Source organism: Ruegeria sp. YTSA075 (assembly GCF_059610245.1).
This window is the reverse complement of the sequence record NZ_JBXWNG010000014.1, coordinates 1-18953: the sequence shown is the minus strand read 5'-3', so window position 1 is coordinate 18953 and position 18953 is coordinate 1. Positions and strand designations below refer to the sequence as shown.

At 58.2% G+C, this 18953-nt stretch carries 15 protein-coding genes and 1 tRNA gene; 7 read left to right on the top strand and 9 right to left on the bottom strand.

All coding sequences use genetic code 11. The features are described from left to right. Positions 1–63: 63 nt before the first annotated feature. The 4 genes from speA to speB all read left to right on the top strand — a co-directional run bounded on the left by speA (position 64) and on the right by speB (position 5328). Positions 64–1953 (top strand): biosynthetic arginine decarboxylase, encoded by a 1890-nt coding sequence (gene speA / locus AC2FGE_RS18435; protein ID WP_496820736.1) that lies wholly within the window; start codon positions 64–66, stop codon positions 1951–1953. A gap of 25 nt (positions 1954–1978) precedes the next feature. Then, positions 1979–3202 (top strand): saccharopine dehydrogenase family protein, encoded by a 1224-nt coding sequence (locus tag AC2FGE_RS18430; protein ID WP_496820735.1) that lies wholly within the window; start codon positions 1979–1981, stop codon positions 3200–3202. Between the two features lie 117 nt (positions 3203–3319). Then, positions 3320–4489, top strand: a complete 1170-nt coding sequence (nspC, locus tag AC2FGE_RS18425; protein WP_496820734.1) for a carboxynorspermidine decarboxylase — start codon at positions 3320–3322, stop codon at positions 4487–4489. Continuing rightward, on the top strand, positions 4486–5328 hold the full coding sequence (speB, locus tag AC2FGE_RS18420) for an agmatinase (RefSeq protein WP_496820733.1): 843 nt from the start codon (positions 4486–4488) through the stop codon (positions 5326–5328). Before nspC ends, speB begins: the two co-directional genes overlap by 4 nt. 44 nt (positions 5329–5372) lie before the next feature. Here speB and lptF read toward each other — a convergent pair whose 3' ends face one another. Continuing rightward, a complete protein-coding gene (lptF, locus tag AC2FGE_RS18415) occupies positions 5373–6512 on the bottom strand; it encodes an LPS export ABC transporter permease LptF (protein WP_496820732.1) in 1140 nt (379 codons plus the stop codon). A 170-nt stretch (positions 6513–6682) separates the two neighbouring features. Here lptF and AC2FGE_RS18410 point away from each other — a divergent pair, with 170 nt between their 5' ends. After that, positions 6683–7609, top strand: coding sequence for an alpha/beta hydrolase (locus AC2FGE_RS18410; RefSeq protein ID WP_496820731.1), 927 nt, complete (start codon positions 6683–6685; stop codon positions 7607–7609). Positions 7610–7715: 106 nt separating this feature from the next. Here the strand turns inward: AC2FGE_RS18410 and AC2FGE_RS18405 are convergent, their stop codons facing one another. Continuing rightward, on the bottom strand, positions 7716–8372 hold the full coding sequence (locus AC2FGE_RS18405; RefSeq protein WP_480828163.1) for an imm11 family protein: 657 nt from the start codon (positions 8370–8372) through the stop codon (positions 7716–7718). A gap of 80 nt (positions 8373–8452) precedes the next feature. Then, positions 8453–8528, bottom strand: a tRNA-Trp gene (locus tag AC2FGE_RS18400). 142 nt (positions 8529–8670) lie between these two features. Here AC2FGE_RS18400 and AC2FGE_RS18395 point away from each other — a divergent pair. Beyond that, positions 8671–9378, top strand: coding sequence for a lysophospholipid acyltransferase family protein (locus tag AC2FGE_RS18395; protein ID WP_496820729.1), 708 nt, complete (start codon positions 8671–8673; stop codon positions 9376–9378). Here the strand turns inward: AC2FGE_RS18395 and AC2FGE_RS18390 are convergent. From AC2FGE_RS18390 to AC2FGE_RS18370, 5 genes are all read right to left on the bottom strand, one after another. Then, positions 9375–9620 (bottom strand): MoaD/ThiS family protein, encoded by a 246-nt coding sequence (locus tag AC2FGE_RS18390; protein ID WP_496820728.1) that lies wholly within the window; start codon positions 9618–9620, stop codon positions 9375–9377. The two genes, AC2FGE_RS18395 and AC2FGE_RS18390, sit on opposite strands and share 4 nt — an antisense overlap. Then, positions 9613–11868, bottom strand: a complete 2256-nt coding sequence (locus AC2FGE_RS18385; protein WP_496820727.1) for a xanthine dehydrogenase family protein molybdopterin-binding subunit — start codon at positions 11866–11868, stop codon at positions 9613–9615. The genes AC2FGE_RS18390 and AC2FGE_RS18385 overlap by 8 nt, the downstream gene beginning before the upstream one ends. Continuing rightward, a complete protein-coding gene (locus AC2FGE_RS18380; RefSeq protein WP_353010563.1) occupies positions 11868–12347 on the bottom strand; it encodes a (2Fe-2S)-binding protein in 480 nt (159 codons plus the stop codon). The genes AC2FGE_RS18385 and AC2FGE_RS18380 overlap by 1 nt, the downstream gene beginning before the upstream one ends. After that, positions 12344–13210: an FAD binding domain-containing protein gene (locus AC2FGE_RS18375; protein ID WP_496820726.1), complete on the bottom strand. Its 867-nt coding sequence runs from the start codon at positions 13208–13210 to the stop codon at positions 12344–12346. Before AC2FGE_RS18375 ends, AC2FGE_RS18380 begins: the two co-directional genes overlap by 4 nt. Positions 13211–13337: 127 nt before the next feature. Beyond that, positions 13338–16550: a reductive dehalogenase gene (locus tag AC2FGE_RS18370; protein WP_496820725.1), complete on the bottom strand. Its 3213-nt coding sequence runs from the start codon at positions 16548–16550 to the stop codon at positions 13338–13340. A gap of 72 nt (positions 16551–16622) precedes the next feature. Here AC2FGE_RS18370 and AC2FGE_RS18365 point away from each other — a divergent pair, with 72 nt between their 5' ends. Next, entirely contained in the window at positions 16623–17525 is a 903-nt protein-coding gene (locus AC2FGE_RS18365) for a LysR family transcriptional regulator (RefSeq protein WP_496820724.1), read from the top strand. A 15-nt stretch (positions 17526–17540) separates the two neighbouring features. On the opposite strand, the gene AC2FGE_RS18360 is transcribed toward AC2FGE_RS18365, so the two are convergent. Then, positions 17541–18812, bottom strand: coding sequence for an NAD(P)/FAD-dependent oxidoreductase (locus AC2FGE_RS18360; RefSeq protein WP_496820777.1), 1272 nt, complete (start codon positions 18810–18812; stop codon positions 17541–17543). Positions 18813–18953 lie beyond the last annotated feature (141 nt).

Genomic DNA, 18953 nt, shown 5'->3' with positions numbered 1-18953 from the left:
AATCAAACTGCTGCCGTATTGGCGGGCGCGAAGCTGGCACGCTCATGTTAAGGATCGACCTGATTGAAACAGACGCCCGACGCACCGCATTTCATCTACGGGGTTGAGAAATGGGGCAAAGGCCTCATCGAGGTGACGGAGCAGGGCGAGATCGGTCTGCGCAATCCGCTGTCTCCGGACACGGCGGCGATCAGCCTGCCCGGTATCCTCAGCGATCTGGATGACCGGGGGATCAAAGCGCCGATGGTTTTGCGCGTCGCGTCCTATCTGGAACACGAGATCGCGCATCTGAACGAAAGCTTTGCATCTGCAATCGCGCGCGTGGGCTACAGAGGCACCTATCGCGGGGTGTTCCCGATCAAGGTAAACCAGCAGGCGCAGGTGGTCGATCGGATCGTTGAGTTTGGCAAGAAATACAACTACGGGCTTGAGGCGGGGTCCAAACCGGAACTGGTCGTGGCTCTTGCGCACCGGCTGGCGCCTGAGGCGCTGATCGTCTGCAACGGCGTCAAGGATGCCGAGTTCATCCAACTGGCAATCCTGTCCCGTAAGATCGGTTTCAATACTGTCATTGTTCTGGAAAGCCCGAAAGAGGCCGACACGGTCATCGAAGTCTTTAAAGAACTGGGCATCGAACCCCTGATCGGTGTGCGGGTCAAACTGACCAACCAGATCAGCGGCAAATGGGAGGAAAGCTCGGGCGACCGATCTGCCTTTGGCATGAACACCGACCAGTTGGTAACCACCGTGGATAAACTGCGCGACGCGGGCCTGCTGCATTGCCTGAAGCTGCAACACTCGCATCTGGGCTCTCAGGTACAGGACGTCAATGACGTGCGTCGCGCTGTCGGGGAAGCTTGCCGCTATTATACCGAACTGACCCGCGAGGGCGTGCCGCTGACCCATCTCGACCTCGGTGGCGGCATGGGCGTGGACTATACGGGCGAAAAGAAAGCAGCCGAAAACTCGATCAACTACACGGTCGAAGAATACTGCGCCAATGTGGTCGAAACCGTCGCCTACGCGATGGATGAGGCCGAGATCACCCACCCCACGCTGGTGACTGAAAGCGGTCGAGCCGTCGTGGCAACATCCTCGATGCTGGTGTTCAACGTGTTGGAAAGCACGCTCTATGATGCCCCCAACGGCCCTGAGGTTGAACCGGAGGACCATCATATGGTCTCGGACCTCGCCGCCGTGCACGGTTATCTCAGCAAGGATCGCCTGCAGGAATGCTGGAATGACGCCACATTCTATCGCAACGAACTTCGCGCCCTCTTCCGGCGCGGCTATGTCGACCTGCGCCAAATGGCCCGGGCAGAGCGCATCTACCTTTCGTTGATGGCCCGCCTCAAGGCGCTGGCCGCCCGCGACGGCCTGGAAACGGATGTCGATGATCAGCTTGAGAAAGTGGCCGATATCTATCACTGCAACTTTTCACTGTTCCAATCCCTGCCCGATGTTTGGGCCATCGATCAGCTACACCCGATCGTCCCGCTGCAAGGTCTGAACACAACGCCTGACCGGCGCGCCGTGCTGTCAGACATCACCTGCGACAGCGACGGCAAGATCGACCGTTTCATTCTGGCCGACGGTGTCTCACCCAGCCTGCCGGTGCATTCGCTGCCGGATGAGGACGAGTACTTCATGGGCGTCTTCTTCGTCGGCGCCTATCAGGAAACGCTAGGCGATCTGCACAACCTGTTCGGAGATACAAACGTCGTCACCATCGACCTGCGCGCCGATGGCGGGTTCGACCTGCTGCATGAACAAGAGGGCGACACGATCAGCCAGGTCCTGTCCTACGTCGAATTCGACCCGCAGGATTGCGTCGCTGCCTTCCGCAAAATGGTGGACGAGGCGATCTCGACCGGTACTCTGCAAGCCAAGGACCGCAAAACCCTGATGAGCGCCTATCGCGACTCGATCAACGGCTACACCTATTACGAATAACCCCCTGTGAGAGGAGATGACCCCCATGGGTTCTTTGAGTGGAAAAACACTGGTTGTCGGCGCTGGCGGCGTATCCCACGCTGCCGTGCACAAGATGGCGATGAACTCGGACATCTTTACCGAGATCACTCTGGCCAGCCGGACCAAGTCGAAATGCGACGCCATCGCTAAAGCTGTGAAAGAGCGTGTGGGTGTTGATATCGCCACCGCAGAACTGGACGCCTACAAGGTCGAAGACACGGTCAAGCTGATCAAGGAAACCGGAGCCGAAATCCTTGTAAACCTCGCCCTGCCCTATCAGGATCTGGTGTTGATGGATGCCTGCCTTGAGGCCGGCATCCACTACCTCGACACTGCGAATTACGAACCCGAGGATGAGGCCAAGTTCGAATATCACTGGCAATGGGCCTATCAAGAGCGGTTCAAAGAGGCCGGGCTGACCGCCATCCTCGGTTCGGGCTTTGATCCGGGCGTGACATCCGTCTTCGCGAAATGGCTGAAGAAGCACAAGCTGGATACCATCCGCCAGATCGACGTGCTGGACGCCAATGGCGGTAGCAACGATCAGGAATTTGCGACCAACTTCAACCCGGAAATCAACCTGCGCGAAGTGCTGGCCGAGGTCCGCCACTGGGAAGGTGGCGAGTGGAAGCACTCCCCCGCCATGACCCACAAGGTCGAGTTCGACTTCCCCGCCATCGGCCCCAAGAACATGTACCTGATGTATCATGAGGAACTGGAATCGCTCAGCACCCACTTCCCCGAGATCGAGCGCGCCCGTTTCTGGATGACCTTCGGCGACGCCTACATCATGCACGCCAAGGTCCTAGAAAACGTCGGCATGACACGCATCGACCCGGTGATGCATGACGGCAAGGAGATCATCCCGATCCAGTTCCTGAAAACCCTGCTGCCCGATCCCGGCGATCTGGGGGCGGAAACCAAAGGCAAGGCCTGCATCGGCGACATTGCCACAGGTCAGGCCAAGGACGGATCGGGCGAGAAAACCTTCTACATCTACAACATCTGCGACCACGAGGAATGCTATGCCGAGGTCGGCAGCCAGGCCGTCAGCTACACCACGGGCGTCCCCGCCATGATCGGCGCGGCACAGGTGCTGAAAGGTAATTGGACTGAGCCGGGCGTTTGGAACATGGAACAGCTCGACCCCGATGACTTTATGGATATGTTGAACGATCACGGCCTGCCGTGGCAGGTCCACGAACTCGACGGCCCGGTCGAATTCTAATCTCCTGAACTTCTTCTGTTCAAAAATACCTCGGGGGTCGCCATTGATGCGCCATTGGTCCGAGCACCAATGGCGACGGTAGCGCCCCCGGCCTCTGCACAATCGGAGACGCCGGACATGTCCGACATGATGAAAACCCAAGCCGGTGACGCTGGTGCCTTCCGCAATTTCGACCTCAGCCGCGTCCCCACACCCTGCTTTGTGGTCGACGAAAAAGCTGTCGAGCGGAACCTGACCATCCTCTCCGAAATCGGCACCCGCTCCGGCGCGCATGTGCTCAGCGCGCTCAAGGCGTTTTCGATGTTCTCGCTGGCCCCATTGGTCCGCCAACACCTCGGCGGCACCTGCGCCTCCGGCATCTATGAGGCACGGTTGGGCCGCGAGGAATATGGTGGTGAGGTCGCAACCTTTTGCGCCGGATACAAAGACGCCGAGATCGACGAAATCCTGTCCCTGTCTGACCATATTATCTTCAACTCTCCCGCTCAAAAAGACCGGTTCCTCGCCAAAGCGCAAACGGCAGGCGTACAAGTCGGCCTGCGCATCAACCCGGAACACTCTGAAGGCGAGATACCGAAATACGATCCCTGCGCCCCTTGCTCACGCCTGGGCACCCCGGTCAGTCAATTGACCGCCGATACTCTGCGTGGCGTCGATGGCCTGCATATGCACACGCTCTGCGAACAAGATTTCGAGCCGCTGCGCCGAACCTGGGAAGCGGTTCAACCCAAGCTGGCACCATTCATCGGCGCGCTCAAATGGCTGAACTTCGGAGGTGGACATCACATCACCCGAAACGACTATGACCGTGATGGCTTGGTGGATTTTATCAAAACGATCCGTGAAAAACACGACATCGATGTCTACCTCGAACCCGGTGAAGCCGTCGCTCTGGACGCGGGCATTTTGGTGGGCGAAATTCTTGACCTGCCGACCAATGGCATGACCCTCGCGATCACCGATATCTCGGCCACCTGCCACATGCCCGACGTGATCGAGGCCCCCTATCGCCCCGCCCTGTTGGGCGAAGCCGAGACTGGCCACACCTACCGCCTCGGCGGGCCGTCCTGTCTGGCCGGGGATGTGATCGGTGATTATACATGGGATAAACCTCTGGAAGTCGGCCAGCGTTTCGCCTTCCTCGATCAGGCGCATTACTCCATGGTCAAGACCAACACGTTCAACGGTGTTCCCTTGCCCACCATCGCCTTGTGGAACAGCGAAACAGACGAGCTGAAACTTATCAAGCAGTTCGGCTATGATGACTTTAAGGACCGCCTTTCATGAGCATTTTCCTCGACAGTGAGCTAACCGCATCCGAGCGCTCCGAAGACGCCCGGTTCCGCGTAATACCAGTCCCGCTAGAGCGTACTGTTTCCTATGGATCAGGCACCGCGAAAGGCCCCGAAGCGATCATCGAAGCCAGCAACGAACTTGAACGCATTACCGGCCACGCGGAACCTTGCGCTGAGGGTATCTTCACCGAAGCCCCGGTTGATTGTGACGGCCCTCTGCCCCAGGTGATGGAGCGCCTCGCCCAGCGGACCGAGGCCGCAATCAACGCGAGCCAAGTGCCGGTTACTTTGGGCGGCGAGCATTCGCTGAGTTATGGCGCCGTGATGGGCGTAGCACGCGCGCTGAACCAACCGATTGGCGTGGTTCAGATCGACGCCCACGCAGACCTGCGCAACGCATATCAGGGCGAAAAACACAGCCACGCCTCGGTCATGCACCTGCTGGCTGAGGAAGGCATCCGGTTGGCACAATTCGGCGTCCGCGCGTTTTCAACCGAAGAGGCGCAAAGCCGCCTGACGAACAACATCTTCCACATGGATGCCGAAGACTTGGTGACCGGCAACGTTCACGCCGTCGACCTGCCCGAGGATTTCCCCGAATTGGTCTATGTCAGCTTTGATGTCGACGGCCTGGACCCCTCACAAATGCCCGCCACCGGCACACCCGTTCCCGGTGGTTTAGGGTATTACCAAGCGCTGCATCTTGTTGAACACGCCCTGAAAGGCCGTAAATGCGTTGGCTTTGACGTGGTCGAACTGGCCCCTGATGGCAACGCTGCATGGGATTTCACCGCCGCACAGATCGTCTATCGTCTGATGGCATCCTGCTAGTTCTTGGGCACTCCACCCAGCTCAGGCCCGCGTCGCCAACAACCTCAGGCCGGAGAGGCCACAGCCCCCTCTGGCCTGACGCGTTTCTTCAACACCGGTCGACCTGCGACAAGTAGGAACAGAACCGAAATGAGTATTCCGATCACCGCTGGCAGGTAGAGCAATCCCCAAAGCCGTGGATCGTCGATTACGACGGGCGACACAAACCCTCTGACGCCTTCCAGCAGGACCAGAATTGTGAAGGCCCCCAGGATCTGTGGCCATAGCCCAAAACGAGAGAAGCTGCCAAGCATGAGCGTTGCGTACCCCGCCAGCGACACCGCGATACAGATCGCAACCCACGAGAAGCGCTGATGCAATTCTTCGATCAGATGCCCACGGCTGTGAAATTCCGTTTCCTCGATGGTCTTCATGGAATAGAGCAATTCTGCCGTTGAAATCGCCTCGAGGCTGCGCCGGGTCATGCCGCCTGTATTGGCCAGTTCCGAGATGTCGTAGGATGCGTCCTGAAACAGGGTCGAGGACAACGTCCGCCCCTCGGCATTCAGGCGCAAAGCCACCCCATCGACCATCACCAGATGAATACCGGTGCTGTTGTTCACCAGATAGGCCGTGGCGCTGGAATAGCTGACTGCATTCTCTGGATCACGCCGGTCGGATACAAACACCTCTTGCAGTGTTCCATCCAGATCAATGCCCCCGATATAGACCGTTACATTTTCGGCCGGGTGCATGAATTCACCTTCGTTCAACAGCTGTGCCGTTACATCCCCGGCGACCTCGGCCTGTCTGATCTCAAGCTGCTCAACCGAAGCCGGGCGCAGGAAGACACTGATGATCGCCATCATCAAACCCGTGATCAGGCCAAACAGAACCACGGCGCGCGCCAACCTCCACGGGCTGGACCCGGTCGCCAACATCACTGTCAACTCGCTTTCACGGCTCAATCGGTTGGTGACGTAAACCGCCGCTGCAAAAACCGCCATCGGCATCACCGTGCGGATCAGGGTTGGCAGTGTCAGGGCTGTGAACTCCAGAAACACCATCGCCGATTGCCCGCCGCTGATGACCCGGTCAAACAGGCTGACGGATCGGGTGATCCAGAACACCCCGACAAGGACCAACGTGAAAAAGCCAAACAGAATCAGCAACTGCCGCAGGAAATATCCGTCAAAGCGCGACATGGGTCCTCGTGTGTCTGTGTCTACCGGACCTGACCATAAGCCATTCGATCGGCAGAGGGAACCTGTCGACCTTCCTTATGCTTCGACCGTCCAACCCTTGCGAAATTGCGTTTTGTGAACACCGCGGTTCATGCGACACTCAGCAGATTATTAATAAAGGAGTTTAACAAATGGCCTTATTTTTCTCACGCCGCACCTACAATGCACAGAAGAAGAAATTCACCCTGAAACCTGCCGCGAAAACGCGTTACGTCCATATCACTCAGAAAACCGCCGACGGACGTATCCGCAAAGGGGGCATCATCAAAAAGGCGAAATGGCTGGAGCTTGTGCAGCAGCAAGGCGGAGACTCTGCCGTTTTAATCTATGTTCACGGCTTCAATACCAGCCAGAAGGATATGCTGGATCGGTTGGACAAGATTGAAAAGGGCGTCCGGGCCAACGGATTTAAGGGCGCGGTTGTCGCCTTTGACTGGCCCAGCGACGGGTCGCTGCATACCTATGACAGCGACCGCGCAGATGCCAAAGCTGTGGCACCGCATCTGGTTGGGGATGGGATGTTGCCAATTCTCGGCATGACACCCAAGCCCAAGGTGCACATTCTGGCGCATTCTATGGGGGCTTTGGTTGTCTTGCGCGCCTTTTCTGACTTCGGTGATTCCGCAGGACCCGGCAACAAAATCTGGTCGGCAGATCAGGTCACCTTCGCCTCGGGTGATGTGGATGCGGATTGGTTGGAAAAAGGCGCCTGGGGCGATCTGGTTCTGAAAAAGCGCAGCAAGCGGTTTACCAACTACTACAGCGGCAAGGACAAGGTTCTGGCGCTATCCGGCGGCCTTGTGAACGGTGGCAGGGAACGTGTCGGCCGCGTTGGAATGCCCAAGCTGACCTCAAAAGGGCATTGGGACATCTATTGCGAGGAACAATACAAGCGCGACGTGCCGAAAGGGCAGCGCAAGATGGCCAAATCCCATCGCTGGTGGTTCGATAGCGAGGGGTTTTATAAAGATCTGTCACTGACCATCGACGGGCGGGATGCCAAAACGATGCCGACCCGGCACAAGACAAATATCGGGGACCAATTATTGTTGGCTTGATGGTGTGTGGGTCTGGTTAATGCGGTGATGTCCAATCTGAGCTGATGGCATTCGTTCACCCAAGGCCTTTGAACCCCAATCGGATCAAGGCCCGGCAGTTTGCAGTTCAGAGAGTGCCTACGGCACAGCGCACAAGGCCCCAGCCTTTATCGACGCCGGACGCCTTGAGCCCCTGAACCAGCGCATCAGACAGGAACAGTATTTCTGGGACTTTGGGGTCGAGCCATATGTCTGGCCCACCCAAGGCTTCAGGGATGACAACAAGTTCTGCCTCTTGGCCACTTTGAGGACGAAAACGAATTCCGTGCCGATTGTTGAGCGGCGCTCTATAGTCGCCTCTCGGCCCAAGCACGTCGTAATTTCCCATGGAACGTTTATTGGCGACATTGAGCAGGTAGTAGGGTTCAGATGTGGTGCGCGCGGTCTCTTCGGAGTTCATCAACGTGATCGGGTGAAAGACTGTCGTTCCCAAATCATAGCGCTCCAGAACACGTTTGGCAGCCTCCGATACCATCGGCAATCCGCCACCAGAGATAAACGGCGCGGTATAATAGTCCGCCTTCGAATTATAGTACCAGACCTCGCCTACCATTTCCGGGGTGAGAATATCTCCGCGCTTCCAGTCGTTATAAACAGCATCGAAAAGGGGCTTGTACTTACTGAGTTCAGCCTCCGCAAGCTCCCAGGTAGGTATGTCAATGAACTCGCGCCGAACAACAGGTTGCACTTTGTTAATATTGTTGGTTGTGGTTGCGATCCACACACATTGGTCCGGGTCAATGTTGGCTGACGCTGACAAAGGCACGACCCCAATAAAAGATATACGAAACTGAAGCGGAGGAATGGCAGGGGCAGCAGGGTTCGAACCCGCGACCTACGGTTTTGGAGACCGTCGCTCTACCAACTGAGCTATACCCCTATGGTGCGCCACCAGATATGCCAGCCGCGCGGCGGACTCAAGAGGCTTTTTTGCAATCCTTCTCAGTTCGTCATCAGACAAACAAGTTGCGCGGCGCGCGCAGTGCGGTAAGACAAAGCTCGGGCAACAAAAGGAACCCAGTTTGAGCCTCCGCACGAAAATCGCCGACAGCGAAGTTTTACTGAATTGGGCTGCGCGGCGGATCGCCAGTTATATCCGGTTGGTCAACCGCAACACCCGTTGGCAGCGCATCGGGTATGAGGAACTGGACCAGCTGGTCGAACAGGGGGAACCGGTCATCGTTGTGCTGTGGCACCAAAGACTGGCCCAATCGCCTTATTTCTTCCCACTAGACAAAGGCGAAATCTGTTCAATCACATCCTCGGCACGCGCGGGCAGCATGGTTGGACGCGTACAGAAACTATTCGGCATGGACACGATCGCCATGACCAGCAAGAACGCGAACAACATCGCGGTGTCGCGCGAAGTGATCGGCAAGATAAAACGGGGTATCTCAATCGGGATTGCCGCTGACGGCCCGCGGGGCCCGGAACGGGTGTTGTCGACCGTACCACTGGTCTGGGCGCGCACCTCGGGCAAACGGGTTTTTGGCATCACCTTTTCTGCCAAACATGGTCGCGAGGCAGGTACCTGGGATCGCCTGTTGATGCCCCGCCCCTGGCGCAATGAGGGCGTGTTTCTGTGCCGCGAATGGACCGAGACGGTGCCGCGCAAGGCCAGTGAAGAGGAAATCGAGGCGCTGCGGCTGAGCCTTGAGCAACACATGAACGACATCACGGCCGAGGCCGACCGGATGGTCGGACGCGAACCGTGGTCGCCCGGGGCTTAGCCGCCTCTGAGACGTTGCATCAGATAGACTTCGCTGCCTTCGGGGATGGGTTCGGTCAGACCCGTGGCGATCACACGTCCGTCGATGGCGATAGAAACGCCTGCATCTATCGGGGCCTGCAATTGTGGATGCGCGGTGACCAAAGCTTGGAGAAGCTCTCCGGTGGTCTTGGCCTCGACCTCCACTACCTGCTGGCCCCCGGTCAGCGACCGGAGGCCAGACCAAAGGTGGACCTCAACCATTGTCCTTAAGCGCCGCCAGAATGCGCGGCGGGGACATTGGCAATTGCTTCATCCGAACACCAGCGGCGTTTGACACCGCGTTGGCGATAGCGGCCAGGGGCGGAACGATGCCGGTTTCACCCACACCACGCACGCCAAACGGGTGGCCGGGGTTGGGCACTTCCACGATCACCGTATCGATCATCGGAAGATCGCTCGCTACCGGAATGCGATAATCAAGGAAGATTGAGTTCTGCAACCGCCCGTCCTCACCATAGATGTATTCCTCATTCAGCGCCCAACCGATGCCCTGCGCGGCACCGCCCTGATACTGGCCTTCAACATAGGTTGGGTGGATCGCCTTACCGGCGTCCTGAATGACCGTGTAGCGGATGATGCTGGTTTTGCCGGTTTCCGGGTCGACCTCGGCATCGACGATATGCGTGCCAAACGAAACACCCGCACCTTCGGGCGTCGCTTCGAAATGGCCCGAGATCGGTCCGCCAGTCCGCCCCATATTGGCTGTGATATCAGCCAGCGGCATTGGGTCAAAGTTTCCAGCATTGGGCCCGGATGGCACCGCGCAGCCGTTTTCCCACTTTACCGCATCGACGGGAATGTCCCATTTAGCCGCTGCACGTTCACACAGCTTCTCAACCGCATGTTTCGCGGCTTTGATCGTGGCCAATCCGCTGGCATAGGTTACGCGCGAGCCGTGGCTGACGTCGTTGTAGCCAAGTGTTGCGGTATCCGCGATGGTTACACGGATGTTTTCATAGGGAATGCCCAAAACTTCGGCCGCCATCAGAGCCATCGATGCGCGCGAACCGCCGATATCCGGTGTACCCACCATCAACTGCGCCGAGCCATCCTCGGACAGCGCCAGCGACACCGAAGTTTCACCGCCGTGGTTGAACCAGAATCCACAGGAAATTCCGCGCCCCTGCCCCGGCTTCAACGGAGCCGCGTAGTGCGCGTGGGCTTTAGCCGCCTCCAGCGTTTCAACCAGACCAATGCGTTCATAGGTCGGGCCATAGCTGGCTTTGGTGCCCTCATGCGCGGCGTTTTTCAGGCGCACATCGACGGGGTCGAGACCTAGCTTGTTACACAACTCATCAATCACCGATTCGACGGCAAACGCCCCCATCGGCGCGCCCGGCGCGCGGTAAGCGGCCTGTTTCGGGCGGTTGGCCATCACGTCATATCCGATCTGCTTGACGTTGGTCAGGTTGTACGGGGCAAAAGCGCACATGGCGGTCATATCGCCCGGCGCGCCGGGGAACGCCCCACCTTGCAGACGGAACACGCCCTGTGCCGCCGAAATCGTACCGTCCTTCTTCATCCCAATCTTGATATCCATCGATGCCGAGGCCGTCGGCCCCGTGGCGCGGAACACCTCTGACCGGGTCATCACGATCTTGACCGGGCGGTTCGCCTTACGGCTCAGTGCGAGCGAGACAGGTTCGATGAAGACGGTGGTCTTGCCTCCAAAGCCGCCGCCGATTTCGGATGCGGTGACACGCAGTTGTGAGGTCTCGATCCCCAGCAGTGCGGCACAGGTTTTCTGCGCAATCCAGTGGCCTTGCGTGGTGCACCACAGCTCACCTTTGCCGTCATTGCCCAACATGCCCAGACAGGCATGCGGTTCGATATAGCCCTGATGGGTCGCCTCGGTCACAAAGCTGTCTTCGACGATCAGATCGGCCTCGGCAAATCCGGCTTCGACGTCTCCGTGACCACTTTCGTGATAGCGCACAACGTTGGGGTGCATGCCTTCAGGCACGGAATAATCCGCAGCACCTTCACGGATCACCGGCGCGTCCGGTGCCATCGCCTTATCCACATCGGTGACATGTGGCAGGACCTCGTATTTAACCTCGATCAGTTTCAACGCATCACGCGCCGCGAGGGCAGAGGTCGCCGCCACAGCTGCCACCGCGTGACCATCATAGAGCGCCTTTTCGCCCGCCATGACGTTTTCCAGCACGTTCCAGAATTCGCCTTCCAGACCGGGCTTGAACGGGACATTGGCGAAATCGGCGCGGGTGATGACGGCTTTGACGTCCTTATGCGCCTCGGCCTTGGACGCATCGATCTTGATGATCCGCGCATGGGCATGGGGAGAACGCAGGATCGCGCCGTGCAGCATGCCGGGCGCGGTGATATCCGCACCAAACTTGGCGCGGCCTGTCACCTTGTCCAGACCATCGGGGCGGTTTGGTCGCGTGCCAACAAAAGTGAAATCAGTTTTGCGATCGTCCAGAGCCATTATGACGCCTCCCGCATCTCAGCCGCCGTGTCCATCACAGCGCGAATGATTTTGTCATAGCCCGTGCAGCGGCAGAGGTTTCCTGCCAGCCAGTACCGGGTTTCTTCTTCGGTCGGGTTGGGGTTCTTTTCCAGCAGCGATTTGGCCGCGACCAGAATGCCCGGAGTGCAGATGCCGCATTGCAGGGCCGCGTATTCGATCATCTTCTTCTGCAACGGGTGCAGAACGTCCCCGTCCGCGATACCTTCAACCGTCTCGATCTGCTTGCCTTCAGCTTCGACGCCCAGCATCAGGCACGAGCATACCAGACGGCCATCGACTGTGACGGAACAGGCGCCGCAATCGCCGGTGCCGCAGCCTTCTTTCGCGCCGGTCAGATTCAGTTTATCGCGTAGACAATCCAGCAGAGTTTCGCGCGGGTCGCACAGATAATCAACCGCGTCCCCATTGACGGTGGTGGATACGTGAAGTTTGCTCATACGTCTTCTCCCTTCGCGCGGGCATAGGCGATTTTCGCGGCGCGTTTGGCCAGAACACCGGCCACCTCGGTACGGAACGCTATGGTGCCGCGCTTGTCGTCAATCGGGTTGCAGGCGGCAGAGGCTGCCGCGCCCAGCGCATCGAGCGCTGCATCGTCCAGTGTGCTGCCAATGATCGCGTTCGCGCAGTCTTCTACCAGCAAGACGGTTGGGGCGACAGCGCCCAGCGAGACGCGCGCCTCGGCGATCAGGTCGCCGTCCAGACGCAGGTTGACGCCCACGCCAACGACGGCGATGTCCATTTCGGTACGCGGGATGAAGCGTAGATAGGCGTCGCCTGCATTGTCGTCCCGTGCGGGGATATTGACGGCCGAGATCACTTCACCCTTCGCCAGCGAGGTCTTGCCGGGTCCGGTGGGGATGTCCTCAACAGCAACCTCGCGCGTCCCATCTGGTCCGGTGACCGAAACGGTCACACCAGCAGCGACCATGGCGGGCACGGAATCAGCTGCCGGAGAGCCGTTGCACAGGTTCCCAGTCAGCGTCGCGCGCCCCTGTACCTGAGTCGATCCGATCAGGTCCATCGCCTCGACCACACCGGGCCAGTCACGGCCAAGCTCGGGATGTTCACTCATCTCGGCACCCGTGGTGGCAACGCCAAGTGTCCAACTGCCGTCGGCGTTGCGCGTGATGTCGTGTACACCGTTGATTTTCTTGATGTCGATCAGCGTATCGGGCGTCACCAGTTCCGAGCGCAGCTGCACCAAGACATCGGTGCCGCCCGCCAGAAATCGTGTGATGCCCGTTGCATTTGCGGCCAGAGCCGAAGCTTCGGCAAAGCTGGCAGGGCTGTGATAATCCATGATTTTACCTCGCGCCTGTGGATCAGGATTCACTGGGGTTCGGATGGACGTTAGTTCAGCCGCCCTCCGGCGTCCATGGCCCGCGCGACCTATTTTGATGTCAAATGATGTCGCTTTCAGACTCTTTTCAAAGGTCGATCTCGATCACGCCGTCCGGCTCTGCAGCGCGACTTTGGCACAGGATCATCACGCTTTCACGTTGTTTGGCCGACAGAACGAAATCACGGTGGTCTACGTCACCTGCCAGGACCCCACATTTACAGACCCCGCAAATCCCATCTGAGCATTTCACATCTACGTGAAACCCGGCCTCATTCAGGACCTGAGCCGCATCCTTGTTGGCTGGCACAGGCAATACCTGACCCGTAAGTGCGAGTTTGAGGCTGAACGGGTGATTTTCATATTCAGGCGTTTCCGGAACCGAGAAATACTCCAGATGCCGCGCGTCCTCAGGGAAACCTTGTCGAGTGGCCGCCTGCATCACGCCGTCCATGTAACGATCCGGTCCGCAGGTATAGACGTGCCACCCTTCGCGATAGCCCGATAGGATTGCATCCAGATCGGCACGGGTTCCTTCGCCCGAGAAATGATAGTGAACGCGATCTGCCCAAGGGGCTGCCGCCAGGTCTTCAAGATACCCGGCGCCGTCGCGCGTGCTGGCGGAATAGTGCAGTTCGAAATCCTGGCCCAGCGCATGCAAGCGATGGGCAAAGGCAATCATCGGCGTGATCCCGATACCGCCACCCATCAGGAAGGTCTTGGTCGCCGCTTCGTCCAGTTCGAAATGGTTGATCGGTTTTGAGATGAAAACTTTTCGCCCTTCGCTGAAGATACGATGCAAAAGGGCGGATCCGCCGCGCCCCTCATCCTCACGCAGCACACCGATCTGATAGGTTGTCCGGTCCGCAGGGTCGCCCGACATCGAGTACTGCCTTAGGAATTCGGGCGCGACCAGCACGTCCAGATGTGCGCCCGCTGTCCATCCCGGCAGGGGCGCACCATCCAGCGATGCGAACTCGTATTTGGTAACATCCGCTGTCATCTTATCGACCTTGGTCACGGCAACCCGCATCACAGGTGCGTCGCCTGCGATCTGATAGCGATGTACAACAGACAAATCCCCCGCAGCCTTGCGGGATTTGTATTCATCTGCCGAAACCATCGCCTGATACGCGGCGATCCCAGCCTCTCGATCCATGGCAAAGGGATAGGGCCACGGGTGCGGGGCCAGATTGGCAGGGTACACCGCCAAAGTCTGATCCTCGTACTTTAGGTCAAGCTCCCGTTGCAGATCACGGCGGTTAGGTGGATGGGTTGAGGGCCGATAAGATCCATCGCCCTGCAACTCGATATCCCACCACCATTTCTTGGTGTCATTCAGCCCGCCATTTCCAACTGCGTCATCAAGCCGTGCCAATGCGGGGGCTGCCTGCGGAATGTTCATCGCAGCCCAGCGAAAGGGGCGTTCCTTGAAGATGCCTTCGAGGTTCCAGGGGCAGGTTTTCATACAACGCCCACACATTGACCCGCCCGGCGTCGTGATCCGGTAGGTCGCACATTTCTGGCTGTCGGACTTCCAGATTTCATAGCCGTTGAACATCAGCTTAGGTCCGGCCGTAATCGCACCCGAGGGGCATTCACGCGCGCATTTGTTGCAGGATTCGCAAAACCTTTGCAGGCCAAAATCGATGGGTTTGTCATGATCGATCGGCATATCGGTTGTCACCACCCCCGATTTCAAACGCGGACCCAGATAGGGGTTCAGGATAACCTCTCCAATGCGGCTAACCTCACCCAATCCAGACAGCAGCAACAACGGCGGTTGCAGCACTTCGCCATCCATCACCGTGTGCGCCTTGGCCTTGTAGCCCAGGTTTCTGATCTGCTGCGCGATCACCCCGCCCAGCAGCGAAAACCTCAGATAGGCCCGCATGGATTGTGCAACGCTGATCCAGTCATCGCCGCTTGCGCCTTCCATCGTTTCATAGCCCTGATCGATGATCATGCTGACGGCCTGATCATGGGGCGGTACGATTTCTTCGCCCGTGGCGTCGTGGGAGTACCAACTCCAGTCCGGGCAGCGGCTGAGCCCGACAGCATCGACGCCCAGAAAGTAGCTGGCCGCCTTGATGTTGGCGGCGTTCCGAGCAGCGTCCGAGGGTTTGGGCACATCCGCACTGTCGCCATCCTGTAAAAGAACAAACGCGCCAAGGGCCCGGCGTTGCGCAAAGCTTGGGGCGGATTTGCGCACATAGTATCCGCCCTTTGCAGCATCTTGCAGATGTTTGCCCATATCCCCGAACTGGGCGCGGGCGAACATATCTGCGCGCTTGGGGACGCGGGCGACATTTTCTTCGTCGATATACGTGGTTGGTGTTTCGACCCGTTTCAAATCTTCAAACGGATGAGCGCCGTCTACATAGCGCCTTTTGGCATAAGAATCGCGGTTTAACGCATTTTTGGCAAACCCTGCGCCCAACCACCAAGCAGGGCCTTGAGTGTGGAACCAGGGCTGCTGCGCCATTGGGGCCAAAGGCTGATCATGCGCAATCTCCATCTCTGTGGTGACCGCAGCCAGCCCAAAACGCCGCCCCAACCAAGGGGCTACCAGCACCGAGTTCTCGACCGTGGCCAATCCAGCCGCCACGGCCAGTTTGCCCAGATCAACATCCGAGGACATGGCCGAATGCGCCCGCGCATCAAAGCCGAGCAATCGGATGTAGTTCGCAATAACCGTCGCGTTTTCAGTCGCCAAAAGGCAAGCACGGTGGTCCTGCGCATCCATGATCCAATCCGCGCCGGGTTCACCCGGATCAGGGTCGCGGTTGTGTTCGTACAGAAAAACAATGACATGGTGATGGTTATGGATCGGACCGGGCGTTGCCTCAACGCTGTCCTTCAAGTCCGCCATGATCACATCAATGCCAGAAGCCAACGTCTTGGTCTGACGATTGCGCAAGGCATGCGCCAAACGGTTGATATCGGGATTTCGGCGAGGTTGATCCAAGAAAGCGTCACGCGGCAGAGGCCCGCACCCCATCATTGACGCATCGTTGAAATATCCAAACGCTTTCAGATGGTTCGCGCGGGTCGCAGGATCGGCGGGGATATCCGATACGGTCGGGTTCACCAGACCATCTCGGATCGTGTCCATCATCGCCTGAAACTCACCCATCGCGTTAACGATGCTTTCAGGCTGTTCATCCCGGTTAAAGCTCAGCCGCGGCATATCAGACAGCGTTGACAGGTTGGGCATGGCGCTTTGGCGCGTCAGACGCTCCAACGGATATGGACCCATATGCACAGGTCGGTTCTTGTCCGAGAAAAATCGAATGCCCATAGAGCCCCCTTGCCTGATGACTGTCTAGCGCCCGGTGGACAGCAAATCCATTCATGCCTAATCATATATCATATGAAGAAAATCGATTTCACAGATCTTGACGGGAAGGTCCTGCGCGCATTTCTGACGATCCTTGAAGAGAGTTCTGTTTCGAAAGCTGCCGACCGGCTGGGCGTGACCCAATCCGCGATCAGCCATACATTAGGCAAACTGCGCCATGTGCTGGGTGACCCGCTTTTTGTGCGATCAGGTCAAGGGCTGACGCCGACGGAACGCGCCCTGTCCTTGAAAGAGCCGGTTCAAAACGTCCTCGACGGAATGCGTGCGCTTGCCGATGAGCGCCCGTTTGATCCGCAATCCGAAGAGACCAAAATCTCCATCGCAACCAATGATATGCCGCGCGAACTGATCTTTCCCGACCTTCTGCGCGCAACCCGCACTGAGGGGGTTCGGCTGAGGATCGACTTCATTGCCTCAGGCGTTCCGGACCCGGATGTGCTGCGCAGTGACAGATGCCAGCTGATGCTGACCCCTCTGCCCCCTGATGGGCCAGATATTCTACAGAAACGCCTGTTGTGCAGCCCCTTGATGGTGTTCTTCGACAGAACCCAACGCGATGCACCCGACAGCTGGGAAAGCTATTGCAAAAGCGACCATATCGATGTGCGGTTCCCCGATGGCCGCAGCGCGCGGGCAGTGATGCGTGGGGTGGATCAGAGCCAAATCCGCTCGCCCGTCGTGACCTTACCCCATTTCAACGCGATCCCCTCATTCGTCAAGGGAAGCACCCTGATTTCGACCGATACGGCGCTGATGAAACAAGGGCCGTTATCTGAACTGGACAGCGCGCCATTACCTTTCGAATGCGAACCTGTGTCCATCTACATGGTCTGGCATCAGCGCATGGCCAACGATCCCGCCCATCGCTGGTTGCGCAAACGGATTGAAGAGATCGCAGCGCGGTTAAGAAGTTGAACGTCAATCACCCGGTCAAAACCGTGCCTTGATCAGATGTGTCAGCGCAGCGCCCGTTTCGAAAAAGGTCCGTCGTAGACCGGTCCAGCGTTCTTGGTAGTTGGGTACAGCCGGAACAGGCAAGCAGGTCGGATCACCCGAAAGAAGACTTTGCGCCATCAGACGCCCGAATACAGTTCCGGGCCCGATGCCCCGACCGGAAAACCCATGCGCCGACAACGCATTGGGGCCAATCTGCGTGATCTTTGGAATGTGATCAGACGTCATGGCAATCCGACCGTGCCACCCCTCTACAAGGGGTTGATCTGAGAGTTGCGGATAAATCCGATCCAGTTTTCGTCTCACCCACGCGGCATGCACACCCCGCCCGGCACGACCCAAATCGCCCATACCACCGATGATCATCCGCCCGTCCCCGTCCAAACGAAACGAGGTCATAACCAACCCTGTATCCCAGCACCCTTCGCCCCCAGGCAGGATACTGGCTCGCAGATTGTGCGACAGGGGCGCGGTCGCATATTGGAAATAATAGACCGGAACATAGGCGGGCGCTGTATCATCAGGGCCCTGATGATACGCATTTGTGGCCTGAATAACGGCCTGTGCCCGTACCTCTCCCCGAGATGTCTCAAGCAACCACTTTCCCCCTTCGCGTCGCAGGTTACGAACCGCACTATCTGTATTGATATGCGCGCCAGCCTTGGAGGCCGCACGCGCCAGGCCTGTGGCAAATGCCATCGGCTGAATTGTGCCCGCGCGTGGATCGAAAAGCGCTCCGAAAAACGCGCTGCTGCCAGTTCTTTGTGCCGCTTCCTCCGCTGGTAACAACTCGACCGGCGCGCCACTGGTTGTTAGCTGCGTATGTCGTTTCTGCAGATCACGGAAACCAGAAGCAGAATGCGCGCAGTGAAGCGTTCCGTGTCGCACCGGCTCACAATTGATCCCATGTCGATCGATCAGATCGAATACATCCGCAGGTGCCTGCGCCAACAGATCGATCAGCCTGTCACCGGCTTCCTGCCCCAGATGGTTGCGGATATCTTCCGGTGGCAGCCAAAGCCCCGCATTGACCAGCCCCACATTGCGCCCGGACCCGCCATGCCCGATGCTTTTTGCTTCGAGCAAACAGACAGACGCACCTTGCTGCGCCGCATACAAAGCTGCCGAACAGCCCGTATAGCCACCGCCTATGATGGCAAGATCCACACTTATGTCAGACGACAGAGAGGTCGTTGGGACGCTTTCGCGACAGGTCGTCCGCCAAAGGGGATGCTCGGGAGTGTTCATGGCGCGTTTTTTGGTCATTCGATGCAGCCATAGCGCGTCATGGCAACCGATTCCAACCAAAGATCAAACCTGATCAAAAATCTGCGCGGCCTTTGGCCTTGCGTCCTGCGGACGGCAGGGGCCGGGCCAGCGCGGGCAAAG